Source organism: Klebsiella sp. HMSC16A12 (assembly GCF_001808265.1).
GTDB lineage: Bacteria > Pseudomonadota > Gammaproteobacteria > Enterobacterales > Enterobacteriaceae > Klebsiella > Klebsiella pneumoniae.
Genome location: NZ_KV792639.1, coordinates 101822 through 125967 on the forward strand (window position 1 = coordinate 101822; position 24146 = coordinate 125967).

Consider the following 24146-nt stretch of genomic DNA (forward strand, 5'->3'; position numbering starts at 1 on the left):
CGAAAGCGTAGCTCAGCGAGACGGTGTCCCGGGAAACTATTAATAATCAGGGCTTCTCTCCCGCCCCGTTAACGCGCATCCTTTTGCCGTTTCATATTCTCATTAGCGCAGGAGGCGCAACAGACCGCCTGCGCCCCATTTTTTCTTTTATGATTAAGGATGATATCCCCATGAGGCTCACCACCGCGGTTCTCGCCCTCAGCTGTGCCCTGGCAACGATCACCGGCTGCACCTCGTCAAAATCGTCACCGGAACGCCATGCCTACGCCTTCGTCGCCCACCGCTCCGATTTTGTCGGCGGCAACTTCACCGTCAACCGCCAGGAAAATTACCGTTTAAACCTGCCGACCTTTACGGCGATGTATGCCCGCGGACAGCAGGATAAAGCCGCTGGCATGAGCGAAAGCGATGCCCGCCGCACCGCGGAAGCCATCAAACAGCAGGCGGCGCAGGGCACCCGCACCGAGCACGCCTTCACCGGCAATGCCAGCGACAAATGGGATAATGCGATGGAAAATAAAGATGCCGTCCTGTTCGGCAACGAGCTCTCCGGTGCCTATCTCGACGGCTATCTTGGGGTGAAATAATCCTGCGCCCCACCTGCGCTCAGCGTTCGACGCTGACCCAGCGCTGTTCCTGATGGCTTTTGACGATCGCCTCGATGATGTACATCACATCGGCGCCGTCGTCGAAAGCGGCGAAGCGCCGGACCCCGGCCGCCGGCATCTTCCCGGCGCGCACCGCCTGATAAAAATGCCCCATCATATTCTTAAAGGCGTCCGGCCAGCCCTCAATATGGCCGCCGGGGTAATGGGCGCTGTCAGCGATTTCCGGCCGCAGCAGGCTCGGGTCATCGCTGAGCAGGCGATCCGGCTGCTCGCGGTGGCCGATCCACAGCCGCTGGGGCACTTCCTGATCCCAGGCCAGAGAACAGAGGCTGCCGTTAATCTCCACCGCCAGACGGTTTTTCCGCCCGGCGCTCACCTGAGAGACCATAAAGCTGCCTTTGCTGCCATCGTCAAAACGCAACAGCACCGAGCCAAAGTCCTCGGTATCGACAGGCCGCGTTTCATATGCCTGCGCCTCGTGAACGGCGCTGAAGGTCGCTTTGCCATTGACCGGCGCTTTACGCGTTGGCCAGACGATAGACAGATCCGCCATCACCTCGACAATCCGCCGACCGGTCATAAACTGCACGGTATCGCACCAGTGGGAGCCGATGTCGGCCACCGTCCGCGACGCGCCGCCCTGCGCCGAATCGACCCGCCAGTTGTAGTCGGTCTCCAGCAGCATCCAGTCCTGTAAATAGCTGCCGTGGGCCGCGAAGATTCTGCCGACCTCGCCATGGCGGATCATCGCCGCCGCCTGCTGGACCATAGCGAACTGGCGGTAGACGAAGCTGACGCCATGCACCACGCCGGCCCGGGCGGCAAGCGCCACCAGCTCCCGCGCCTCCTCCGCCGTCATACACAGCGGTTTTTCGGAGAAGACGTGCAGCCCGGCGGCGAGGATCTGCCGGTTAATCTGGGCATGTAGATGGTTGGGCGTACAGTTATGCACCACCTGCAGCCCCGGATGGGCCAGCAGCGCCTCCACGCTGTCGTAGGCATGGGCAATGTTCAGCGCTCGCGCCTTGCGCTGCGCCGCCTCAAGGCGGCTGTCGCACAACGCCACCACCTCGACATCTCCCAGCCGCCGCAGCGCCTCCAGATGCGCCGGGCCAATAAACCCTGCCCCGATAATCGCAACCTGAATCATGTTACTCCCTCCCGCCGGCGGCAAAGTCATCGAAGGCCCGTCCGGCAACGGGAATGATATGGCGGCGGATAAACTCGCTGCCCTCGCGCGCGCCGGTCTCACTATCCTTCAGGCAGCACTCCCACTCCAGCACCGCCCAGCCGGCAAAATCATATTCGGTCAGCTTACTGAACACCCCTTTGAAGTCGATCTGCCCGTCGCCGGGAGAGCGGAAACGCCCGGCCCGCTGCTGCCAGGGCTGGTATCCACCGTAGACGCCATTGCGCCCGTTGCGGCGAAATTCGGCGTCCTTGACGTGAAACGCTTTAATACGCGCATGATAGATATCGATATAGGCCAAGTAGTCCATCTGCTGCAGATGCAGGTGGCTCGGGTCATAGAGCATATTGCAGCGCGGATGGTTATCCACCAGCGCAAGAAAACGCTCAAAGGTCACGCCATCGTGCAGGTCTTCGCCGGGGTGGATCTCATAGCAGACATCGACCCCCTGCTCGTCGAAGAGGTCCAGCAGCGGCCGCCAGCGCCGGGCCAGCTCGGCAAAGGCCTCATCCAGAAGCGGCTGATTATGCGGCGGCCACGGATAAAAAAAGGGCCATGCCAGCGCCCCGGAAAAGGTCGCGTGCGCCTGCAGCCCCAGGCGGCCGGAGGCTACCGCCGCCTGGCGCACTTTCTCCACCGCCCAGCGCTGGCGCGCCTGCGGATCGCCATGCAGCGCCGCCGGGGCAAAGGCGTCAAACGCCGCGTCATACGCCGGATGCACCGCCACCAGCTGTCCTTCAAGGTGAGTGGACAGCTCGCTGATCACCAGCCCATGCTCCGCCAGGATGCCGCTGACCTCGTCGCAGTAGGTCTGGCTCGCCGCCGCCCGCTCGACATCAAAAATCGCCGGGTGGTTGCAGGGGATCTGCAATGCCTTGTACCCCAGGCCGGCGGCCCACTGCGCTATCCCCGCCAGGGTGTTGAACGGCGCCTGCGGCACGATAAACTGCGCCAGAAAAATGCCCGGTCCCTTAATCGTTTTCATACCCCCTCCTGAAAAATTAGTGCGGCTCTTTCTCGTTGTACTGGAAAGAGAAAAGGAAAATCAGCGCGATAACCGCGGCGGCCACCGCCGGGATCCACCAGAAGGTCACCCAGGCCTGAGGCACGCTCTGGCCGGCCACCAGATGGTTATACAGCGCGCCGGAGATCTGCGAGCCCAGCAGCATGCCGATCCCGTAGGTGAACATCACAATCATGCTCTGCGCCTGGCCTTTTACCTTCTCGCCCGCCACGCGGTCGGTGTAGATAAAGCCAACGACAAAGAAAAAGTCATAGCACACGCCGTGCAGCAAAATGCCCAGATAGAGCAGGAAGCGCCCCTCCTCGCTGACTCCGAGAGCGAAAAAGGCGTAGCGGACGAACCACGCCGCCATGCCGATGAGCAGCATGTATTTCACCCCGAGGCGACGGAACAGCAACGGGATCACCAGCATAAAGACGATCTCTGACATCTGACCGAAGGACATCGCGGTGCTGACATCTTTGACGCCGGCATCCGCCAGATACGACGCGGTATAGGCGTAATAGGTGCCTAACGGCACGGAAATTAAGGTGGCGCAGAGGGAGAAAATCAGGAAATGGCGGGTTTTCAGCAGCGCGAAGGCGTCCGCGCACAGCAGGTCGCGAAACTGAACCGGCATGCCTTTGGCCGGCGCCGGGGTGTGCGGCAGCGTCAGGCTGTAGAGCGCCAGCGCGACCGAACAGAGCGCCGCCAGCGTGAAGATGCCGGTGGTATCAGAGATACCGGTCACCCCGATGCAGATCCCGGCGATAATCCAGCCGATGGTGCCGAACACGCGGACCACCGGGAAGGTTTTATCGACATTGGCCAGGCTGTGGAAGGCGATATTGTTGGTCAGCGCCAGGGTCGGCATATAGCACAGCGTATAGCCGAACAGCAGGCCAATCAGCAGGGCGCCGTTCTGCGCCACCAGCGCCTGCGGGACAAACCACAGGATCGCCGCCCCGGCCAGGTGCATCACCGCCATCACCTTCTGCGAGGCGAAAAAGCGATCCACCAGCATCCCCAGCACAAAGGGAGACAAGATGGAGGCGATCGGCCCGGCGGAGAACGCATCGCCGATCAGCAATGACATCTCATAGCGGGTCATCACCAGCCCCAGGGTCACCGACCAGCTGCCCCAGATAAAAAACTGCATAAACATCATTAACGACAGCCGCGGCACCAGAAAACGGTGGCTCACGCGGACACTTTCCCGACCTTCTGTTGTTGTGACCATGTTGCTCGCCCTCAGAAAAGTAATCGATTACAAAACCGCTCAAAACAAAAGTAATCGATTACAAAAAGAAGATCGCCAGGCAAATGCGCCGCCTGCGAAGAGGATCACAATAAAAAGGCAGGCAGCCCCGCCGGACGGCGGGGCATCTCGCTTACGCCGGGCGGCGCAGCAGTTTGAAGGCGATAAACAGGAACAGGATCCACACCGGCAGCAGGATCGCCGACAGACGCATGCCGTCGATAGTGCACATCAGCGCCAGGATCAGCCCAAGGAAAGCAATGCAGAAGTAGTTGCTGGCGGGCGCCAGCAGCGCTTTGAACTTCGATTCGCGCCCTTTGCGGCGCTGGGCGGCGCGGAACTTCAGGTGCGCCATACAGATCATGATCCAGTTCAGCAGCAACGTCGCCACCACCAGGGCCATCAGCAGCCCCAGCGCTTCATGCGGCAGCAGGTAGTTCAGCACCACCACCAGCGAAGTGATAATCCCGGAGAGCAGCAGGGAGTTCACCGGCACGCCGCGCTTGCTGACGCGGGCGAGAAATTTCGGCGCATTACCCTGCACCGACAGGCCGAACAGCATCCGGCTGTTGGAGTACACACCGCTGTTATACACCGACAGCGAGGCCACCAGAATGACGAAGTTCAGCGCGGAGGCCACCAGGTTGCTGTCCAGATTATGGAAAATCATCACAAACGGGCTGCTGTCGGATTTGATCTCCACCCACGGGTAGAGCGCCAGCAGCACCACCAGCGAACCGATATAGAACAGCAGGATACGATAGACCACCTGATTGACCGCTTTGGGAATGCTCTTTTCCGGGTTTTGCGCTTCGGCGGCGGTGATGCCGATAAGCTCCAGCCCGCCGAAGGAGAACATGATCACCGCCAGCGACAGAATAAGTCCGTGCCAGCCGGTGGCGAGGAAGCCGCCGTGTTTCCACAGATTGTCGAACCCGGCTTTGCTGCCGCCGTGGCCGCCGAACAGCATCCACAGGCCGAAGGCAATCATGCCGATAATCGCCAGCACCTTGATCAGCGCGAACCAGAACTCCGCTTCGCCATACAAGCGTACGTTGACCAGGTTGACGGCGTTAATAATGATGAAGAAAGCCGCCGCCCAAACCCAGGTGGGCACGTCGGGAAGCCAGTACTGCATATAGATCCCGGCGGCGGTCAGCTCCGCCATCCCTACCAGCACGAACATCACCCAGTAGTTCCAGCCGGAGAGAAAGCCGGCGAACGGCCCCCAGTACTTATAGGCAAAGTGGGCAAAGGAACCGGATACTGGCTCTTCCACCACCATTTCGCCCAGCTGGCGCATGATCAGAAAAGCGACAATCCCGGCCACGGCGTAGCCCAGTAAGACCGCCGGGCCGGCCATTTGAATCGCGGGACCAATGCCGAGAAACAGGCCGGTGCCAATCGCGCCGCCAAGGGCGATAAGTTGAATATGTCGGTTCTGTAAACCGCGATGAAGCGTCGGGCCACTTTCCGTGACGGTCTCCGACGACGTTGACGCGTCTTTCACGTCGTTCCCCTGTGTGTTTTTGTGAAGGGGCACCTTTTATCACTTAGGGGGGATTGTCGCAAGTTGCGTGGGGCGAGCGTCAGCCGCCCGCCCCGCTTTTTTAGCGTCAGAAGTCGTAGCTCATTGAGACGCGGACGGTACGCGGATCGCCTTCGAACAGATAGGTACCGGTATCGTCAATGCCAGACCAGTACTTCTCGTTGGTCACGTTGGTCACCCCGACGCGCCAGATCATTTCGTTCTGGTCGGCGTTCAGACGCATACGATAGCGCAGGCCTAAATCCAGGGTGGTGTAGCTATCCAGCTTCTTGGTATTGGCCGCATCGGCATACTGCGAGCCGCTATGATTGACGCGCGCGGTCGCGGTCAGGCCTTCCACCGGCTTGATATCATACTCGGCGCCGAGCACCGCGTAGAAGTTAGCCACCCCGATGGCATCTTTACCGTCGGTGGCGCCTTCAGCGGTTTTAGTCTGTTTGGCATCCAGCCAGACGGTACTGGCGTTAAGACGCAGTCCCAGCATCGGCTCGCCAAAGACGTTCATCTCTACGCCGCGGTTACGCTGCTCGCCGTCGAGGCCGTAATTGCCAGCGGTATCGGAAATGGCGTTCGGTTTTTTGATTTCAAACAGCGCCAGCGATCCTCCGATCGTACCGTAGTCGATCTTGACGCCCACTTCGTCCTGCTTCGAGTGCGCGATCCCGGTACTCTGCCCGGCATTGGCCGCCGTCGTCGGCGCCACAGAGCCCGGCTGCAGCGCTTCGGTATGGTTAGCATACAGCGACAGCTGCTCCCACGGCTTGTACACCAGGCCAAACGTCGGCATCCAGCGGCTTTGGGTATAACGCGAAGAGGTATCTTCCAGCCCGGTGGCGTTGCTGTAGTTGCGCACAACCACTTTCTGATGACGAGCGGCGGCGGTAAACAGCACTTTATCGTTAAAGAAGCCGAGGGTATCACTCAGCAGCCAGCCCTGCGTACGGCTGCGCGAGGTGACCAGCGGATCGTGGTAGTTGCCGCCAAAATAGGCGTTATCCGGCATCGCCACATCACGGTTGTCATAGATATTGGTGGTCGGATTCTTCGCCGACATCCGCCAGGCGGTCGCATCGGTATGCACCTGCGCCGCATAGCCGAGGTTCACCTTATGCGAAATCGCGCCGGTATTGAAATCGCCGCGTACCCCGCCCATGCCGCTGATCGCGTCGATAATGCGGTTAGTATCCAGGCGGCCCACCGTCGCATCGCCGTTTTTATTCAGAAGCTTCGGCGCGCTGTAGGTACCAATTTCATGCGAATGCTGGCCGCCGAGGGCGCTGTATACCGTCCAGCTATCGGTCAGGTCATATTCTGCCTTCGCCATGCCGAACTCGCTTTCAATATCGCTATAGCCCCACTTCTGGCTGTAGTTTTTGCTGTTGTCCGGCAGCGCCGGAACGAAATCCACGCCGCTGATATTGACGCCCATCGTACCGCCGTGGAACGTTTTCTTCTGATAGCCGAAATCGAGCGAGGAGCGGAAACGGTCGCCGCGGTAATCAAGCCCCAGCGAAGCCAGCGTGGTACGGCGTTTATCATTATCGATAGCGCCTTCACCCTCGCGGTGCACCAGGTTGACCCGAGCGCCGAACTGGTTGTTGTCGCCGAAACGGCGCCCCAGGTCGAGGGTGCCGCCCACCTGAGAATCAGAGGTATAGTCGACGCCAACGCGTGCGGTCGGCAGATCTTCCGCCCGCTTCGGCTCGAGGTTAATCATCCCGCCGACGCCGCTGCTGGCCGCGCCGTTAAGCAGGCTGTTAGCCCCTTTGAAAATTTCAACGCGCTCCAGCATCTGGGTGTCCATCACCTGACGCGGCACCACGCCCGCCAGGCCGCCCATCGTCATGTCATCGCCATCGAGCTTAAACCCGCGGATTCGATAGGTCTCGGCGAAGTTGCCGTAGCCCTGTACGGCCTGCACGCCAGCGTCGTTACTGACGACATCGGCGATAGTTTTCGCCTGCTGATCCTGAATCAGCTTCGAGGTATAGCCGATGACGTTAAACGGGACGTCCATCGCTTTTTGTTCGCCAAGCATCCCCAGACGGCCGCCGTGGGCGATCTGGCCATCGAGGAATGCCGGAACCACCAGGTCGCCGCCGGATTTAAAATCGCTGGTTTCGTTAGCCTCGACGATGAGGGTCTCTTCGCCAGGCTGCTTCGCGGCGGCAGCGTCCGCGGCCATCGCCGTTTGACTGGCGGCGCCGATGGCTAAGGCCAGCAGCGTTTTACGCAGCGGGAAGGATGAATAGTGCGTGGTGTGCATAATTTGCCCCATGGATGAGGATAAATGAATCAAAGGGCCCGTCGCCGGACCCGTTATTTTTATTGCGCGTTCAGGTCGATACGTACGACGCTGTCCGGGCCTTTAGTGGAGTGGTCTTTATTGAAGGGCTGTTTGACGGTGACAAACAGCGTCTGACCATCGGCGGAAAGCAGCAGGCTGTTGGGATTGGCCGGCAGCGCCCAGCTTTTCTTGAGCGTGTAGCGGCTGGCGTCAAGGCTGATGACCTTGCCGGATTCACGCTGTGAAATATAAATTTCGTGGCGTTTCTTATTGAACTGCACCGCCAGCGAATCGCCGACGTCGAGCTGTTTAAGCAGCTTGCCGCTGTGGATATCCAGCACCAGAGTGGTTTTCGCTTTCGAGTTGTCGGTCACGAACAGACGGCCGGTGTCGCTATCTTCGGCCATATTAAGCAGCAGCGCCGGCTTGTCGCCCAGCGGCTTCCAGCGCTGTTCAATGCGTTGGTTACGCGGGTTGATCACCAGAATTTCACCGCTGCCGTTAGCGGCGTACACGCGACCGGTTTGCGCGGAGTAGTGCAGGCCGGTCATCCATTTACCGGTATTTTTAATCCGCGTTTTCAGCTTCAGGGTAGTGGCGTCAACCACCCAGATTTGCGCCGGGTCGGCGACCGCGCCAACGTAGAGAGTATTATTCAGCAACAGCAGCTGACGGGCCCCATAAGGGCGACCTTTTTCATTGCGCTCGCTGAACAGCAGGCGGTTTTTTACCTTGCCGGTGGCGGTGTCGATAGCGCTGATGCCGCCGTCCAGCGAATTGCTGACATACAGCATTTTACCCTCCGCAGAGAGCTGTAAAGCGAAGTTTTTCAGATCGGTATGCGTCAGGCCGATGGTATTGAGGGTGTGCGGATCCAGTGTGTAAACCGCCCCGCCCTGTACATTTTTAAAGCCTTCAGCGCTGGCGACGTACAGCGCATCACCCTGCGGGCTTAACGCCATCTCGTACAGCCCTTCCGCTAGCTGGCGCTGCAGCGGTTGCGCCACGTTAGGGACTGGCGAGTCGACAACCGGTTGGGAAACGGCAGAGGAATGAGGCGTCGCGCAGCCGCTTAACGCCGCGCTGATGGCCAGCGTCAACGCCGGAAGTGTGTATTTCATTGGATCAACCCTATAAAAAATCAATGACCCGATGGACGCGCAGCGGCCGATATTGTGTGTTTCCAGCCTGCTGTCTTTACGTCACCCTACGCCTTCGCGACTCTTAGTGAACGACTCACTGGCGCAGCTCGAACCTTGCCAAAATTACGAATGAAAAAGAGAATGAGAACTATACTCATTATCTAATATCAAACAAGTCCTGGCGGGCAAAAAAGATAATCTGCTGATTTTTTTACGGCAATGGCGGATTAGGAGGGGAAGAAAGGATCCGTGACGGGAAAAGCGTCCCGGAAGCGATGCCGTGCACCGCCCGGATTGCAGGCCAGAAGGCACACAATGTGTTGCCTATCTGGCGCAAAGCGACACATGACAGCGCTATGTCGCTGAACGGCGATTAATAGCGCACCATCACCGACTTCAGCTCCGTATAATCATCGATAAACGCGCTGCCGAATTCGCGCCCGATGCCCGAGCCCTTCATGCCGCCGAACGGTACCGCCGGGTCGAGGAAGGTATGCATATTGACCCATACGATGCCGGCCTCAATCGCCTCCGAGTAGCGTAGCGCCTGACGAATATTATCCGACCAGACGCTGGCCGCCAGGCCATACGGTGAGGCATTCATCCGCGCCAGCGCCTCTTCTTCACTGCGATAGCCGATAAAACTGCACACCGGACCGAAGGTCTCCTCCCGCATCAGGGTGCTCTCTTCGCTGCGCACTTTGACCGCGGTCGGCTGCAGGAAATAGCCCTCCCCCGGCAGCGCTTCGCCGCCGCAGACGATGGTATCGCCCTCGTCGCGGGCGGTCTGAATGAGCCGCAAAACTTTGTCATACTGCTGGCGGTTGGCCAGCGGCCCCATCAGCGTCCGTTCATCCAGCGGCGACCCCGGCGCAAAAGCGCTGAGCTTGTCTTTCAGCAGCGCCAGTACCGCATCCAGTTTTCCCTGCGGCAGATAAAAACGCTCCGCAGCGGCGCAAATCTGCCCCTGGTTCAGGTAGCCAGCTTCAATAATGCCGTTGACCATCGCCTCCGGCGTCAGGTCATCGAGGAACAGCGCGGCGTTTTTGCCCCCCAGCTCAAGGGTCACCCGTTTACCTGACGCACTGGCCGACTGCTGGACTTTTTCACCGGTGGCCACCGAGCCGGTGAAGCTCACCTTGGCGCAGGCCGGATGCGTAATCAGCCGCTGGGCAATCTCGCCGCCGGCGCCGTTGACCACGTTAATCACCCCATCCGGGATACCCACCGCTTTTGCCAGCTCCGCCACGCGCAGCAGCGTCAGCGGCGTATATTCGCTCGGCTTGAGGACGATGGTGCAGCCGCAGACCAGGGCCGCCGCCAGCTTCCAGATGGCAATCATGATGGAGAAGTTCCACGGCACGATGCCAACCACCACCCCAAGCGGCTGGCGGCGGGTAAAGGCGGTATATTTCTCCCCGGCCATCGATGGCAGCGAGACATCCAGCGTTTCACCGGTGACTTTCCCCGCCCAGCCGGCGAAGTAGCGCAGGAACGCCACCGACTGGTCCAGCTCGAGCATCCGCGCCAGCGTGATAGTTTTGCCGGAACAGAGACTTTCCAGCTGCGCCAGCGCTTCGCGATGCTCTGCCAGCGTGTCCGCCAGCTTCAGCAGCAGCGCGCCGCGCGCCAGCGCCGGCATCTCGCGCCACTGACTAAACGCCTGGCGGGCGCTCTCCATAGCGCGATCCGCCTGGTCACTATCCGCCGCGGTGACCTCGGCAATCGCCTGCCCGGTCGCCGGGTTGATCACCGCGAACGGCGCGCCGCGGCCCGCCTCACGTTGACCGGCAATAAACTGCCCGTGCGGCTGGCGTAAGAAGGCGGTCACTTCCGCCAGTAAGGTTATCTCGCTCATCGTCAGCACCCGTTTTTCAGCAAAGTTAACCCATCACAGCACGGCTTCCCGCCGCAGCCTATCGTTCTAAAGAACGTCATTCTTCCGGACGATATTCAACGCCCGCGCGGCGTGCTGTGATGAGGGTCTTGAGCCAGGCAAGACCACAGGGTAACGCGATGAACATCAAGATCGATGCGCTGAACTACTACGGCGCGACGAAGAAATATCACCTCCATTTCCCGGCGCTACGGGAAGATATTGAAGCCGATGTGGTAATTATCGGCGGCGGCTTCTCTGGCATTAACACCGCCCTTGAGCTGGCGGAACAGGGGATCACCAACGTGGTGGTGCTGGAGGCGCGCCATCTCGGCTACGGCGGCACCGGGCGCAACGGCGGCCAGGTGATGGCCGGTATCGGCCACGATATCGAAGCGGTAAAAAAGCACGTCGGCAAAGAGGGGCTGGAGACGCTGTTTAAAATCGCCAACCTCGGCGCGGGCATCATTCGCGAACGCATCCGCAAATATAACATCGACGCCGATTTCGTGCCCGGCTACGGCTATCTCGCCTATAACCAGCGACAGCTTAAAACGCTGCGCCAGTGGGAGAAGGAGTTTAAAGCCGCTACCCCGGATGAAGAGATCGAACTGTATACCGGAAAAGAGGTGCAGCAGGTGGTGGGCTCCGAGGTCTACTGCGGCGCGCTGAAACATATGGGCGGCGGCCAGATCCATTCACTCAATATGCTGCTCGGTTCGGCGCAGGCCGCCCATTCGCTGGGGGTGAAGATTTTCGAATCCTCGCCGGTGGTGGAAGTGAATTACGGCAAACAGGTACGAGTGCGCACCGCGATGGGCAGCGTTAAAGCCGCCAAACTACTGTGGGCCTGCGACAGTTTCCTCAACAATATGGAGCCGGAGATCTACAACAAGACGCTGGTCACTTACTCCTACCAGGTGTCGACCGAGCCGCTCTCCGATGAACTGATCGAGCGCATCAGCCCGCTGCGCGGCGCCTTCAGTGATATTCGCCCGGTAATTAACTACTACCGCGTCACCCGGGAAAACCGCCTGCTGTTCGGCAGCGCCACCCGCTTTGTGGAGTATACGCCGAACGATTTCGCCGCCTGGAACCGCACCTTGCTGGCGGAGGTCTTCCCCTATTTGAAGGATGTGAAGATCGATTTCGCCTGGGGCGGGCCGATGGCCTGTAGCGCCAACCTGTTCCCGCAGATCGGCACCCTACGCGATCACAACAACGTCTTTTACGTCCAGGGGTACTCCGGCTTCGGCGTCACCCCGTCGCACATCGTGTGCAAAATCCTCGCCGAAGGGATCAACGGCGGTTCCGACCGCTATCGTCTGCTAAGCAGCATTCCTCACGCGACCATCCACGGCCGTGACAGCCTGCGTCTGTTATTAGTCACGGCCGGAAAACTGATGCATCAAACCGCCGGTTTCTGGAAAGGCCGGAGTTAACCAGGAGAACGCTATGCACGCTTTTAAACTTAAACACCCGGTACCTGATCTGCAGCCGATCGGCAGCGTCAGCCTGCTCGGCGCGACGCCGACCGCCGGCGACCCGCAGGTAGCGGGCGCGATGATCTACGGCGAGCCGCAGGACGCCTTTACCTGCGGACTGTTTTCGTCCACTGAGGGGAGCTTTACCATGACCTATCCGTTTACCGAGCACGCCACAGTGCTGGAGGGCGAAGTGGAGCTGACCGTCGACGGCGGCGAGCCGCAGCGCTTTGCGCCGGGCGACAGCTGGTTTGTTAAACAGGGCACCGAAGTAGAGTGGAAAATTCTGACGCCGCGCTTTGTGAAGCACTACCTGGCGAACGTCGAGACCCGCTAACAAACTGATAATGCCCGGCGGCGCATTACGCCTTCTCCGGGCTACCAAATCGCGCAGCGCTGTAGCCCCGGTAAGCGGCAGCGCCACCGGGGGGGTTGAGGCCAAATTAAAGGCAGGCCGCACGGACCGTAGGCCGGATAAGGCGCAGCCGCCATCCGGCAGAAACAGGCGCAACGTGGCAAGACGGATGGCCCCGGTTTTCGGGGTCATATTGTTTATCCGCCGCGACATTCATCGACTGCGTCACAGAATCATGCGCCGCCCTCCACCTTCCGGACGATATTCGTTGAGCAGGATGCCCGCCTAAATTATGACTATCCGGGAGTGGCGCTGGCTATTCCCTGCTACCCCATTATTGTGCAGAGGTTGACTATGTTTAGTAACAGACTCGCCAGCCATCTTGAGCGCGGCGTCGTCGGCTTCCCGACCACCCTCGCCAGCTCCGTCGGGCTGATCATGGCCAGCCCGGTGATCCTGACGGTCACCAGCGGCTTCGGCATGGGCGGCGATACCTTCGCGCTGGCGGTGCTGCTGGCCTTTATTATGATGCAGGCGCAGGTCACCACCTTTGCCGAGGCGGCGACGCTCATTCCCACCACCGGTTCGGTGTACGACTATATCTCCTGCGGCATGGGCCGCTTCTTCGCTATCACCGGCGCGCTGTGCGCCTATCTGATCGTCCATATCTTCGCCGGGACGGCGGAGACGATCCTGGCGGGCATTATGGCGCTGGTGAACTTCGAGTCGATTAACGCCCAGATGGCCGCTCACCAGAATACCTGGATGGTGGGCGTCGGCATGGTGGTGATTTTCGGCTTGCTCAACGCCATCGGCGTGGAAATCTTCGGCAAGGTCGAAGTGGTGCTGACCTTCGGCATGTGGACCACGCTGACCATTTTCGGCCTGTGCGGCATTTTTATGGCGCCGGTGACTCATCTTTCCGGCTGGTTCGGCACGCCGCTGAACGTTAGCGATATCAACGGCCTGTTCGGCTATATCGGCATGGCGATGTTTATGTTCGTCGGTTGCGAACTGGTGACGCCGATGGCGGCGGAGATCAAACAGGCCCACCGCACCATACCGCGGGCGATGGCGCTGGGCCTGCTGGGGGTCGCCAGCTGCATGTTTATCTACGGCGCGGCGATCAACCGCCAGGTGGAGAATACCGTGCTCGACGCGGCCAACAACGTCCATCTGCTGGATACACCGATGGCGATCCCGGCCTTCGCCGAACGGGTGATGGGCCACGCCGGCCAGTACTGGCTGGGGGTCGGGCTACTGTTGGCCGGCTGCGCCACCATCAATACGCTGATGGCCGCCGTGCCGCGTATTATCTACGGCATGGCGCTGGACGGCGCGCTGCCCCGTTTCCTGACCTGGCTGCATCCGCGCTTTAAGACGCCGGTGATCGCCATTGCCATCGGGGTGGCGATCCCCTGCCTGCACGCCTGGTATCTGAACGGCGATCTGGACCGCATCGTGCCGCTGATCCTCGCCGCGGTCTGCGCCTGGGGCGTCGCCTATCTGCTGGTTACTCTGTCGGTGGTGATGCTGCGCATTCGCCGCCCGGACCTGCCGCGCGCCTACCGCTCGCCGTGGTTCCCGCTGCCGCAGATTATCTCCAGCGTCGGGATCATCATCGCTATCGTCAATATCACGCCGCCCGGGATGGACAGCCGCCAGGTGCTGGTGCCTTTCGGCATAATGCTCGGCCTGACCGCCGCTTACGCCCTGTTCTGGACGGTGTGCGTGCAGCGCGTCAATCCGTTCAAGCCGCTGGTAGTGGAAGAGGTGGTGGAGCGCGCCATCAACAATTATGAAAAACAGACCCGCGGGGAGATGACGCCAGATGTCCTCCGTCCCCTGGTTTGAAACGCCGTTAATGAACGCGGTGCAGCGCGATCTGGCGGGCTGGCCCAGCGAAAAGCTGAGCGAACGCAGCGCGCTGCTGCGCTTGAACGACGCCACCGCCGTCACCTTCAGCGTGCGTCAGAAGCGGCTGTTTATGGCCAGCATTCACAGCTGCGAGTTTGTCGTCGAGGGGCCGGTGACCCGGCCAGTGCGCGGTAACATTCGCGCCCATCAATCCGGCTGGTGGAAACGCCAGCCGATCCGCTTTATCGGCGGCAAAGGCAGCGAGGAACTCGCCGGCTATCTCAACGGTTTTCCTAATCTCCAGCAGACCTTAAGCGAGCTGGATTACCGCCGCTTTTCGCTGACCTTTGATAGTAGCGGCTGGCGCTGCAGCATTGAACCCTGGGCCGCCAGCGAAGTGGTCTGTAAAATGCCGCCGCTGCGCCGTTATCTGCGGCTGGAAGCGCAGCAGCGGATGCTGCTGCTCAGCGTGCTGGCGATGGTTAATCAGGCAGTAAGTCAGTGGATGCATGAGTGAGCCGGATGCCCGCGCCATCACGCGCCGATCAGACTCTCCAGAGGAATGCCGAACTGTGCGTGAAGCCGGCGAATCATCGGGAGCGTCAGGTTGCGCGTACCATTGAGAATTTCATACACGCGATTCGATTTACCAATCGCCGGCTCCAGATCTTTGACGGTCAGCCCCTGCTGCTCCATGCGAAACTTGATCGCCTCTATCGGCGTCGGCGGCTCGATGGGATAGTGCTTTTTTTCATATTCAGCAATCAGCAGGCACATCACCTCAAAAAAATCCCCTTCCGGCGTGTCCGGCGCAGGTTCATTATCAAAAAAAGGTTCAACCGCGCGTAACGCGGCCTCGTAATCTTGTTCAGTGCGGATAGGCTTCACATTCATCATTTACTTCCTCTCTATCGTCTCAGCGTTTATCTCGTCATATTCCTTATGCGAACCGATAAACTTAACGAACACCCACCCCCGCAGATAAGCAACGGCTACGATTAACCGGTAATCATTTCCTTTAATGTTGAATACCACCCGCTTATTTTTCAGAATACTTGCGCTGCGGTATTGGTCCTTTATCTCCGCCGGGGTTTTCCAGTCTGCTTTTGTCGCTTCGTCTACCCAGGCCTTTAGCGGTTGTTCAGCGTCGGGATTCTCCGCCCAGAAGTCCCTTAAGGTTTTCACTGAGATTATCTTCATGGGCAGAGACTAGTCCCATTTCGGGACTAAGTAAAGTAAAAGTCCCATATTGGGACTTTAGGGATCAACGTGAGCGTGAGCGACTATTGCAGGCCAAACTGCTGCGCCAGCCGATCGATGGCCTGGCGCTGGAACTGCGCGAACGTGGCGCGCGGCTGCTGCTGTTGAATAAATTCCAGCAGCGGATCCTGGACCTCGGTGCGGATGCCGCTCAGGGCTTCCATCACCGCCAGGCCGCAGAACGGCACGTAGGATTCGGCGTAGCCGCCCTCGTGCACCATCACCAGTTTCCCGCCGCACAGGCGATCCGCCGCCTGCTGGACCTGTTCGGTCATCGCCCGGAAGCTATCGCTGTGCAGCTGCATCCGCGCTAATGGATCCATGGCGTTGGCGTCATAGCCGCAGGCGATGATGATCAGCTCCGGCTCAAAACGCGCCAGCGCCGGAATAACGATAGTTTCCAGCGCATAGCGCCAGCTGTCATCCCCCGCCCCGGCCAACAGCGGAATATTGATGTTGTAACCTTCGCCCGCGCCCACGCCGCGATCGTCCTCGCCGGCGTAGCCCGGCGGGAAGCAGCCGTCCTGATGCAAGGAGATAGTCAGTACGTCGTCGCGCTGCAGGTAGATATGCTGGGTGCCGTTACCGTGGTGAACATCCCAGTCAATGATCGCCACCTTGCCCAGCCCCAGCTGCGCTTTCGCTCGCTCGACGGCAATGGGAATATTGGCGAGGAAACAAAATCCCATCGACTGGTCCGGCAGGCAGTGGTGTCCGGGCGGGCGCGACAGCGAATAGGCGTTATCCAGCTCCCCCTTCAGCACCGCTTCCACCGCCGCACAGGCCAGCCCGGCGGAAAGACAGGCGATTTCATAACTGCCCGGCCCCAGCGGCGCCTCTTTGCCGAGCATGCCGCCGCCGTTATCGCTTATCGCCTTGAAGCGCTCCAGATAGCTGTCGGGGTGGATCCGCCGCAGGTCCTCAAGGCTCGCCGGCGCCGCGCTGCGCAGCGCCAGCTGCGGCGTCAGCCCGGAGACATCCATCAGGTTTTTCATCCGCCGTTTGGTCTCTGGCGATTCAGCATGACCGCCGCCGGCGGGCGGCTGTACCCACCCGCCCACTGGCAGCGTCACCGCGTGCAGACCGGTACTGTGCCAGAAACAACGTTCATCAAAAAAGAAACCGGTTTTTCTTTTCACTCTATCCTCCCGTGGGCTAAGCCTTCCCGGCGGCGGATGCCGCCACAATTAAAATCAGTGACAGCAGCGCGCAGACGCCTGCCGCCGCCAGCAGCGGGTCGGCGCTGGCGAAGTGTTGCAGTAAGGCCCCCGCAAGCGCCGGGCCAGCCGCCATGCCGCCGCCGATCACCAGATTGATGCTGTTCATTAGCCGACCGCTGTTATCGAGCCCGGCCACGCGGGCGAGAATAAAGGGCAGCACGAAGGTCCAGGTGAACTTAAACAGCAGCGCCGCGATGGCGTAACGCACCAGCAGCGGCTGGCCGATCAGCAGCCCAACGCTGACGATCAACAGGCCGTAGCCCAGCCACACCGGTAAACGATCGGCCCGCCGGGTGCCGCGCAGGGCCGCGCCGCCGGCGCCGATAATGCCGCAAACCGTCGCCGCCGCCAGCACCAGACCGACCTGCGTCGGGCTCAGCCCCGCCGCGCTGCCGATGGTGCCGATAAAGGTCCACACGGCGCTAAGGCTGATATAGAAAGTGAGCCCCGCCAGCACCGCCAGCGCCTGACGCCACAGCGCCGTCGACGGCTGCTGGCGGGAGACTGAAAGCGGTTGAAAGCGCGGAGGGAAAGCGGATACCAGCGGCAAACAGCAGAGCATGATGGCGGCGAGGATCAGATACACCACCTTCAGGCCAAAGGTCGCGAACAGGCCGGGCAGCGCCAGCAGGCCAAGCATCCCTAACAGCAGTTGCCCGAGCACCCAGAAGGCGTAGACCCGCGACGGGTTCGGCGTTCCGGCCGCGCAGCTGATGCACAAAATCATCAACGTGCCGCCCGCCAGCGAGGCGATAAAGCGCGCCGCCAGCAGCGTCTCATACTGGGTGACCACCGCCGAGGCGAGGTTGGCGGCCAGAAACACCATCCCGGCCGTCAGGGCAACCCACCGCCAGTCGAGGCGGCTCATCCACCACCACGCCGGGAGCGTCGCCAGGCTCATCGCCCCCAGCTCCGCTGAGAACAGCCAGCCGATCTGCCCGGGTTTTAGCTGCCATTCGCTGGCCAGCTGCGCCGCCACCGCCGGCGCGGTCATCAGAATACCCGGCGCAATAGCGGCAAAAATCACGATCGCCGCCAGCAAACGCAGGGACACCACCAGCCCGGCGGGCCGGGAAAGCGCATTATCAGTGAGAGGTGTACTCGACATCGTAGGGCGTGCTCCGGTCAAAAAAGCCTCCCCCCGGAGGATCCTCCAGGGAGTGATACCCACAGGCATCAGGAAAACGCCGTGCTGCCACGGCGCGCGCGGGATGCGAAAGTCAGATCACAGATGCAGCGTACGCTGAGCGGCCGGCATCCAGGTTCGGGAAACCAGTTCGGTACGATTGACCACTTCGGTCTTGGCGAAAATATTGCGCAGGTGCGTTTTTACCGTCGAGAGCGAGATATCCAGCTGGCGGGCAATCAGCTTATTGCTGGCGCCTTCGCGCACCATGCCGACGATTTCCCGCTCTTTCGCCGTCAGGATGGCGGGCAGATCATCTTCTTCCTGCAGGCAGTCGCGAATGGCCAGCTCTACCAGCGGCAGCACCGCCTGGGCCCGCTGGCGCTCTTCGCTGGAGAAAGGCACGTCGCGCATCAGCGAGATACCGGCGACGATCCGCCGCTCGCGGCGGATAAAGATCTCGGTCATGTCGCGCACGTTATTCGGCAACATAAATTCATGATAGTAATGCCGGTTGCGGTCGCAGAGCCGCGGCGTCATCGCCGCCACGGTGGTGTTCTGGTGGCTAAAGTGCGACGGCAGAAGCGGATCCAGCGGCTGGAAGTTTTCCAGATATTGTTGGTGCGTATTATCGGAAATATTATGCAATATATAGTTTTCGGGTTTTAAACGATTATTTACTCGATAAAACACCGCTGAAGTTAGTGGAATTAACTGGGAAATAGTCTGTAAACAACGGGCTATTATCGCATCATTACGGCTGGCTTTTAACAAAGCAGACATGATAGGGCCTCCCCGTCGAGATGATGGTACATGACACATGGATGACTACTGATAATTGAAGCATACATTTCACATTTAAGTAACACAATCATTAACATATTAACAATGTGATAGCCGTTACAAAATTTTCAGCAATACACTGTTATATAAAGCATTTAAAAAACACCCCGGCCATGCTTTACGATAGCGGCGTTAAAACATAAACAAATAAGATTAACACCCGGCGTACCTGCCCCTGGTGATAAAAAAACCCTATTCCCGACGCGTGATTCTCATCCTAAAGAACGATGGATTTTTGTTTTTTTTCACTTATACCCTTAACAGGATGCAATTAATTTTCGCCGCGGCTTAATCATGTGATTACGCCAGACCCGCTGTTGCCAAAATAATATCAACAGCACCGGTCATTAACCGAGGATAAGCCGATGCTGAATATCGCCGCCCTGCGCCAGCAGCAAATTCCGCTGGCCGCTGAGCCGCGCTCGCCGGTGCCGTTTCATATTCTGATGAAGCCGATTGGCCCCGCCTGCAATCTCGCCTGCCGCTATTGCTATTACCCGCAGGACGAAACGCCGGTCAACAAGATGGATGACGCGCGGCTGGAGCAGTTTATCCGCCGCTATATTGCCGCCCAGCCCGCCGGCGCGCGGGAAATCAACTTTGTCTGGCAGGGGGGCGAGCCGCTGCTGGCCGGCCTGAGCTTCTACAAAAAAGCGCTCGCCCTGCAGGAGCGCTATGCCCCCGACGGCGTGACTATCAGCAACAGCCTGCAGACCAACGGGACGCTGATCAACGACGCATGGTGCCGACTGTTCCGCGAACATGGCTTTATTATCGGGTTGAGCCTCGAAGGCAACGAAGCGCTGCAGGACTACCATCGTCCGGATAAACGCGGCCGGTCGACCTGGTCGGCAGCGCTGCGCGGCATTGACCTGCTCCATCAGCATCAAGTGGACTTTAATCTGCTGGTGGTGGTGCATAACGAGATGGCGGCCCACGCGGCGGCGATTTATGACCGGCTGGTCAGCCTCGGCGCGCGCTATCTGCAGTTTCAGCCGCTGATGAGCGAAGGCGCGGCCCTGCGCGAAGGATACCAGCTCAGCGCCGATAACTGGGGACGTTTTATGGTCGGCATCTGGCGACAGTGGCGGAAGCGCTGCGATAGGGGGCGGGTGTTCGTTATCAATATCGAACAGGCGTGGGCGCAGTATTTCACTCATACCAGCGGCAGCTGCGTGCACAGCGCCCGCTGCGGCAGCAACCTGGTGATGGAGCCCGACGGACAGCTCTACGCCTGCGACCACCTGATCAACGCCGAACATCGGCTGGGCCGCCTCGATGAGCAGACGCTCGCCGCCGCGGTCGACGCCTCGGTGCAACTGCCGTTCGGTCAGCAGAAAAGTCTGCGCCGCGAATGCCAGACTTGCTCGGTAAAAATGGTCTGCCAGGGCGGCTGCCCGGCGCATCTCAACGCCGCAGGCAACAACCGCCTCTGCGGCGGCTACTACCGCTTCTTTAGCGACATCCTCGCACCAGTACGCCCCTTTTCCCGCGACCTTAATGGCCTGAAGGCCTGGCGGGCCGCGTTTGTTGGGACTGCGCATACTGCGTAGCGCCTTACCCTGATGATATCCCCCTCTGAACAGGAGAGTCAGTCGTGAACAAAAAAGCCATGGCCGCGGCGGTCAGCATGATCCTCGCCGGTGGCGCGCACGCCGCGCAGCAGGAGCGTCCAAACGTCATCGTGATTATCGCCGATGATATGGGCTACTCGGACATCAGCCCCTTTGGCGGCGAGATCCCCACCCCCAACCTGCAGGCGATGGCCGAGCAGGGAATGCGTATGAGCCAGTATTACACCTCGCCGATGTCGGCCCCGGCGCGCTCAATGCTGCTCACCGGCAACAGTAACCAGCAGGCTGGGATGGGCGGCATGTGGTGGTACGACAGCACCATTGGCAAGGAGGGCTACGAGCTGCGGCTGACCGACCGCGTCACCACCATGGCCGAGCGCTTTAAAGACGCGGGGTATAACACCCTGATGGCCGGTAAATGGCACCTCGGTTTTGTTCCCGGCGCCACGCCGAAAGATCGCGGCTTTAACCACGCCTTCGCCTTTATGGGCGGCGGCACCAGCCACTTTAACGACGCGATACCGCTGGGGACCGTTGAAGCCTTCCACACCTACTACACCCGCGACGGCGAGCGCGTCTCCCTACCGGATGATTTTTACTCCAGCGAAGCCTACGCCCGCCAGATGAACAGCTGGATTAAAGCGACGCCGAAGGAACAGCCGGTCTTCGCCTGGCTGGCCTTCACCGCCCCTCATGATCCCCTGCAGGCGCCGGACGAGTGGATTAAGCGCTTCAAAGGCCAGTATGAGCAGGGTTACGCCGAGGTCTATCGCCAGCGCATCGCCCGCCTGAAAGCGCTGGGAATTATCCATGACGATACCCCGCTGCCGCATCTGGAGCTGGATAAAGAGTGGGAGGCGCTAACGCCAGAGCAGCAGAAATATACGGCGAAAGTGATGCAGGTGTATGCGGCGATGATCGCCAATATGGACGCGCAAATCGGCACCCTGATGGAGACGCTGAAACAAACCGGGCGCGATAAAAATACCCTGCTGGTCTTTTTAACCGATAACGGCGCCAACCCGGCGCAGGGTTTCTACTACGAATCTACCCCGGAATTCTGGAAGCAGTTCGATAACAGCTATGACAACGTCGGCCGCAAAGGATCATTTGTCTCCTACGGCCCCCACTGGGCCAACGTCAGCAACGCCCCCTACGCCAATTATCACAAAACCACCAGCGCCCAGGGCGGCATCAATACCGACTTTATGATCTCCGGTCCCGGGATCACCCGCCACGGTAAAATCGACGCCTCGACGATGGCGGTGTATGACGTGGCGCCGACGCTATATGAATTCGCCGGCATCGATCCGAACAAGTCGCTGGCGAAAAAGCCGGTGTTGCCGATGATCGGCGTCAGCTTTAAGCGCTATCTCACCGGCGAAGTACAGGAGCCGCCGCGCGGCAACTACGGGGTTGAACTGCATCATCAGGCGGCCTGGGTCGATGGCGAATGGAAGCTGCGACGGCTGGTGCCGCACGGCCTCACCGCCGGCGACGCGCCGTGGCAGCTGTTTAATCTGCACGACGACCCGCTGGAGACGCATGATGTCGCGGCCGAACATCCCGATCGGGTCAAAGCCATGAGCGAGGCCTACGAGGCATTTGCTAAGCGCACCATGGTTACCAAAGCGCAGGGCAAAATGATCGACTACGTCGGTATCGATAGCAAAACCGGGCGCTATCTGGCGGTCGACCCCGCCACCATGAAGCCGGTGCCTGCGCCGCAGGCGATCCCTGTGAGCGAGATCCATTAACCACCACGGCTATCGTTCTTCCGGGCGATAGCCGGGACCTGACGCGCTTTTTAAGGTAATCGGAAACCCCATTACAGGAGAGTGCGGATGGCGAGAGTCGTGGTGATAACCGGTGGCGGAACCGGAATTGGCGCCGCCTGCGCGCGGCTGATGTGCGCCGCGGGCAACCGGGTGTTTATTACCGGACGGCGCGAAGCGCCGCTGCAGGCTGTCGCTGATGAGACCGGCGCCACGGCGCTGGTGGGCGATGCCGCCGACGGCGAGGTGTGGCGCCAGCGGCTGCTACCGGCCATCCTCGACCAGACCGGCGGGATTGATGTCCTCATCTGCAGCGCCGGCGGGATGGGCAACAGCCCCGCCGCCGAGACCAGCGACCGCCAATGGCGCGAGGCGCTGGACGGCAATCTCACCAGCGCCTTCGCCAGCGTTCGCGCCTGCCTGCCTTCGCTGATTGCCCGCCGCGGCAATGTGCTGTTTGTCGCCTCCATCGCCTCTCTGGCCGCCGGGCCGCAGGCCTGCGGCTACGTCACCGCCAAACACGCTTTAATCGGCCTGATGCGCTCCGTCGCCCGCGATTATGGCCCCCAGGGGGTACGCGCTAACGCCGTCTGTCCCGGCTGGGTCACGACGCCGATGGCGGATGAAGAGATGCGCCCGCTGATGCAGGCGGAAGGGCTGTCGCTGGCTGAGACTTATCAGCGGGTCTGTCGCGACGTTCCGCTGCGCCGCCCCGCCAGCCCCGAGGAGATAGCCCAGGCCTGTCAGTTTCTCTGCTCTCCGCAGGCCGCCATCATCAGCGGCGCTACGCTGGTCGCCGACGGCGGGGCCAGTATCGTCGATGTTCCCACTCTGGCGTTTGCCTAACGCCCTACTCTGTTCAGGAGCCCCTATGACTTCAGAAGCCGTGTTTATCCAGGTCGGCGCGCTGGCCGATGGTTTTGCGCCGCACGGTAACCTGCTGGCTACCGCCAGCCTGCCCGCCGGCGAAAACTTTACCTTTTATGTCGCCGGGAGCGAGCCGCAGCAGCTGGTTATCGAAGATGAGCAGACGCTAAGCTGGAACGGCAAGCGCGCCCCCTGGCGGGCGACCGCCCTGCGCCCGGACATTCTGTTTATCGACTTCCTTGACCCGGAGCGGGATAACGCCAGCATTAGCGCGGTATGCAACCTGACGCAGCGCAATGCCACGCTGGTATACGGCCAGCTGCCGGACGAAGCCGCCGCGCGGCTGGACGCCTTCAGCCGGGTAGAACAAGGGTTGCCGCTGACCGCCGTCGAGGCGCGATTTGTCTTCGCCCGCCTGGATACCCAGCCGGGGCCGCTGCCGGACTTTACCACCGCGCTGGTCGGCATGCGCAATCAGTACACCTATAGCCCGACCGAGCGCTATGAGCACATCTATCTCAACGATAATTTTTACGCCTGGCAGTGTCTGGACGGCGTGGAAAAGGGGCTGGCGGATGTCGATCGCTGCCATTACGTGCAGGTGGCTGAGGATCTCTATTTGTTCGTCTGGCGGGAGAAAATCATTCCCACGCTGGGGGTGATCCTCATCGATCTGCAGCTGATGCGCACTGACGGCAAGATCATGGGCTATCAGGGCAGCGATTTCGGCGCCCTCAGCAATTTCCCGGTCGGCGCCAGCGCGAAGATCCTCAACGTCACCCGCCATCAGGAATAGTAGGGCGCCGCCGGGCACGCTTTCAGGCACCGCACCCGTCATTTCGCCGGGTGGCGGCTGGCGCCTTACCCGGCCTA

General features: G+C 60.3%; 21 protein-coding genes. 9 read left to right on the forward strand and 12 right to left on the reverse strand.

Going from position 1 to position 24146, the window contains the following annotated elements; genetic code table 11:
* Positions 1-170 precede the first annotated feature (170 nt).
* The gene (locus HMPREF3140_RS21455) at positions 171-587 is read left to right on the forward strand and encodes an Exc2 family lipoprotein (protein WP_004151814.1); all 417 of its coding nucleotides are present in this window, start codon (positions 171-173) and stop codon (positions 585-587) included.
* A 19-nt stretch (positions 588-606) separates the two neighbouring features.
* Here the strand turns inward: HMPREF3140_RS21455 and HMPREF3140_RS21460 are convergent, their stop codons facing one another.
* The 7 genes from HMPREF3140_RS21460 to HMPREF3140_RS21490 all read right to left on the reverse strand — a co-directional run bounded on the left by HMPREF3140_RS21460 (position 607) and on the right by HMPREF3140_RS21490 (position 10894).
* Complete coding sequence (locus tag HMPREF3140_RS21460; RefSeq protein WP_020802265.1) at positions 607-1758, reverse strand: Gfo/Idh/MocA family protein; 1152 nt, start codon at positions 1756-1758, stop codon at positions 607-609.
* A 1-nt stretch (position 1759) separates the two neighbouring features.
* Entirely contained in the window at positions 1760-2782 is a 1023-nt protein-coding gene (locus HMPREF3140_RS21465; protein ID WP_004183285.1) for a sugar phosphate isomerase/epimerase family protein, read from the reverse strand.
* A gap of 16 nt (positions 2783-2798) precedes the next feature.
* Positions 2799-4004 (reverse strand): MFS transporter, encoded by a 1206-nt coding sequence (locus HMPREF3140_RS21470; RefSeq protein ID WP_004198867.1) that lies wholly within the window; start codon positions 4002-4004, stop codon positions 2799-2801.
* A gap of 187 nt (positions 4005-4191) precedes the next feature.
* Positions 4192-5568, reverse strand: coding sequence for a phenylalanine transporter (gene pheP, locus HMPREF3140_RS21475; RefSeq protein WP_004151811.1), 1377 nt, complete (start codon positions 5566-5568; stop codon positions 4192-4194).
* 106 nt (positions 5569-5674) lie between these two features.
* Complete coding sequence (locus tag HMPREF3140_RS21480) at positions 5675-7873, reverse strand: TonB-dependent receptor (protein WP_023341148.1); 2199 nt, start codon at positions 7871-7873, stop codon at positions 5675-5677.
* Positions 7874-7932: 59 nt separating this feature from the next.
* Positions 7933-9015, reverse strand: coding sequence for a YncE family protein (locus tag HMPREF3140_RS21485; RefSeq protein ID WP_032410972.1), 1083 nt, complete (start codon positions 9013-9015; stop codon positions 7933-7935).
* A 394-nt stretch (positions 9016-9409) separates the two neighbouring features.
* The gene (locus tag HMPREF3140_RS21490) at positions 9410-10894 is read right to left on the reverse strand and encodes an aldehyde dehydrogenase family protein (protein WP_070553095.1); all 1485 of its coding nucleotides are present in this window, start codon (positions 10892-10894) and stop codon (positions 9410-9412) included.
* Positions 10895-11052: 158 nt separating this feature from the next.
* On the opposite strand from HMPREF3140_RS21490, the gene HMPREF3140_RS21495 reads away from it, so the two are divergent.
* The 4 genes from HMPREF3140_RS21495 to HMPREF3140_RS21510 all read left to right on the forward strand — a co-directional run bounded on the left by HMPREF3140_RS21495 (position 11053) and on the right by HMPREF3140_RS21510 (position 15125).
* Entirely contained in the window at positions 11053-12354 is a 1302-nt protein-coding gene (locus tag HMPREF3140_RS21495) for an NAD(P)/FAD-dependent oxidoreductase (protein WP_017900836.1), read from the forward strand.
* 13 nt (positions 12355-12367) lie between these two features.
* Positions 12368-12733, forward strand: coding sequence for a cupin domain-containing protein (locus tag HMPREF3140_RS21500; protein WP_032410970.1), 366 nt, complete (start codon positions 12368-12370; stop codon positions 12731-12733).
* A gap of 372 nt (positions 12734-13105) precedes the next feature.
* Entirely contained in the window at positions 13106-14605 is a 1500-nt protein-coding gene (locus HMPREF3140_RS21505) for an APC family permease (RefSeq protein ID WP_032410968.1), read from the forward strand.
* A complete protein-coding gene (locus tag HMPREF3140_RS21510; RefSeq protein ID WP_004178886.1) occupies positions 14583-15125 on the forward strand; it encodes a DUF3156 family protein in 543 nt (180 codons plus the stop codon). Before HMPREF3140_RS21505 ends, HMPREF3140_RS21510 begins: the two co-directional genes overlap by 23 nt.
* Before the next feature lie 17 nt (positions 15126-15142).
* On the opposite strand, the gene HMPREF3140_RS21515 is transcribed toward HMPREF3140_RS21510, so the two are convergent.
* From HMPREF3140_RS21515 to HMPREF3140_RS21535, 5 genes are all read right to left on the reverse strand, one after another.
* Positions 15143-15505 carry a helix-turn-helix domain-containing protein gene (locus HMPREF3140_RS21515; RefSeq protein WP_004178885.1) on the reverse strand — a complete coding sequence of 121 codons (363 nt, stop codon included), beginning with the start codon at positions 15503-15505 and terminating at the stop codon, positions 15143-15145.
* Positions 15506-15808 carry a type II toxin-antitoxin system HigB family toxin gene (locus HMPREF3140_RS21520; protein WP_004178884.1) on the reverse strand — a complete coding sequence of 101 codons (303 nt, stop codon included), beginning with the start codon at positions 15806-15808 and terminating at the stop codon, positions 15506-15508.
* Between the two features lie 83 nt (positions 15809-15891).
* Complete coding sequence (locus HMPREF3140_RS21525) at positions 15892-17007, reverse strand: class II histone deacetylase (RefSeq protein ID WP_004178883.1); 1116 nt, start codon at positions 17005-17007, stop codon at positions 15892-15894.
* Between the two features lie 16 nt (positions 17008-17023).
* Positions 17024-18196, reverse strand: coding sequence for an MFS transporter (locus HMPREF3140_RS21530; RefSeq protein ID WP_070553096.1), 1173 nt, complete (start codon positions 18194-18196; stop codon positions 17024-17026).
* A 117-nt stretch (positions 18197-18313) separates the two neighbouring features.
* Complete coding sequence (locus tag HMPREF3140_RS21535) at positions 18314-18997, reverse strand: helix-turn-helix transcriptional regulator (RefSeq protein ID WP_002892774.1); 684 nt, start codon at positions 18995-18997, stop codon at positions 18314-18316.
* A gap of 425 nt (positions 18998-19422) precedes the next feature.
* Between HMPREF3140_RS21535 and HMPREF3140_RS21540 the strand changes: the two genes are divergently transcribed.
* The 4 genes from HMPREF3140_RS21540 (at position 19423) to HMPREF3140_RS21555 (ending at position 24069) form a co-directional block, all read left to right on the forward strand.
* Complete coding sequence (locus HMPREF3140_RS21540) at positions 19423-20610, forward strand: anaerobic sulfatase maturase (protein WP_023279760.1); 1188 nt, start codon at positions 19423-19425, stop codon at positions 20608-20610.
* A gap of 44 nt (positions 20611-20654) precedes the next feature.
* Complete coding sequence (locus HMPREF3140_RS21545; protein WP_023279761.1) at positions 20655-22388, forward strand: arylsulfatase; 1734 nt, start codon at positions 20655-20657, stop codon at positions 22386-22388.
* A gap of 87 nt (positions 22389-22475) precedes the next feature.
* Complete coding sequence (locus tag HMPREF3140_RS21550) at positions 22476-23252, forward strand: SDR family NAD(P)-dependent oxidoreductase (RefSeq protein ID WP_032410965.1); 777 nt, start codon at positions 22476-22478, stop codon at positions 23250-23252.
* 25 nt (positions 23253-23277) lie between these two features.
* Positions 23278-24069, forward strand: coding sequence for a MoaF C-terminal domain-containing protein (locus HMPREF3140_RS21555; protein ID WP_023279763.1), 792 nt, complete (start codon positions 23278-23280; stop codon positions 24067-24069).
* Positions 24070-24146 lie beyond the last annotated feature (77 nt).

Coding starts and splice junctions, on each gene's coding strand:
- HMPREF3140_RS21455 (WP_004151814.1), top strand. CDS start 171: ATGAGGCTCACCACCGCGGTTCTCGCCCTCAGCTGTGCCCTGGCAACG.
- HMPREF3140_RS21460 (WP_020802265.1), bottom strand. CDS start 1,758: ATGATTCAGGTTGCGATTATCGGGGCAGGGTTTATTGGCCCGGCGCAT.
- HMPREF3140_RS21465 (WP_004183285.1), bottom strand. CDS start 2,782: ATGAAAACGATTAAGGGACCGGGCATTTTTCTGGCGCAGTTTATCGTG.
- HMPREF3140_RS21480 (WP_023341148.1), bottom strand. CDS start 7,873: ATGCACACCACGCACTATTCATCCTTCCCGCTGCGTAAAACGCTGCTG.
- HMPREF3140_RS21485 (WP_032410972.1), bottom strand. CDS start 9,015: ATGAAATACACACTTCCGGCGTTGACGCTGGCCATCAGCGCGGCGTTA.
- HMPREF3140_RS21490 (WP_070553095.1), bottom strand. CDS start 10,894: ATGAGCGAGATAACCTTACTGGCGGAAGTGACCGCCTTCTTACGCCAG.
- HMPREF3140_RS21495 (WP_017900836.1), top strand. CDS start 11,053: ATGAACATCAAGATCGATGCGCTGAACTACTACGGCGCGACGAAGAAA.
- HMPREF3140_RS21500 (WP_032410970.1), top strand. CDS start 12,368: ATGCACGCTTTTAAACTTAAACACCCGGTACCTGATCTGCAGCCGATC.
- HMPREF3140_RS21505 (WP_032410968.1), top strand. CDS start 13,106: ATGTTTAGTAACAGACTCGCCAGCCATCTTGAGCGCGGCGTCGTCGGC.
- HMPREF3140_RS21510 (WP_004178886.1), top strand. CDS start 14,583: ATGTCCTCCGTCCCCTGGTTTGAAACGCCGTTAATGAACGCGGTGCAG.
- HMPREF3140_RS21515 (WP_004178885.1), bottom strand. CDS start 15,505: ATGATGAATGTGAAGCCTATCCGCACTGAACAAGATTACGAGGCCGCG.
- HMPREF3140_RS21520 (WP_004178884.1), bottom strand. CDS start 15,808: ATGAAGATAATCTCAGTGAAAACCTTAAGGGACTTCTGGGCGGAGAAT.
- HMPREF3140_RS21530 (WP_070553096.1), bottom strand. CDS start 18,196: ATGTCGAGTACACCTCTCACTGATAATGCGCTTTCCCGGCCCGCCGGG.
- HMPREF3140_RS21535 (WP_002892774.1), bottom strand. CDS start 18,997: ATGTCTGCTTTGTTAAAAGCCAGCCGTAATGATGCGATAATAGCCCGT.
- HMPREF3140_RS21540 (WP_023279760.1), top strand. CDS start 19,423: ATGCTGAATATCGCCGCCCTGCGCCAGCAGCAAATTCCGCTGGCCGCT.
- HMPREF3140_RS21550 (WP_032410965.1), top strand. CDS start 22,476: ATGGCGAGAGTCGTGGTGATAACCGGTGGCGGAACCGGAATTGGCGCC.
- HMPREF3140_RS21555 (WP_023279763.1), top strand. CDS start 23,278: ATGACTTCAGAAGCCGTGTTTATCCAGGTCGGCGCGCTGGCCGATGGT.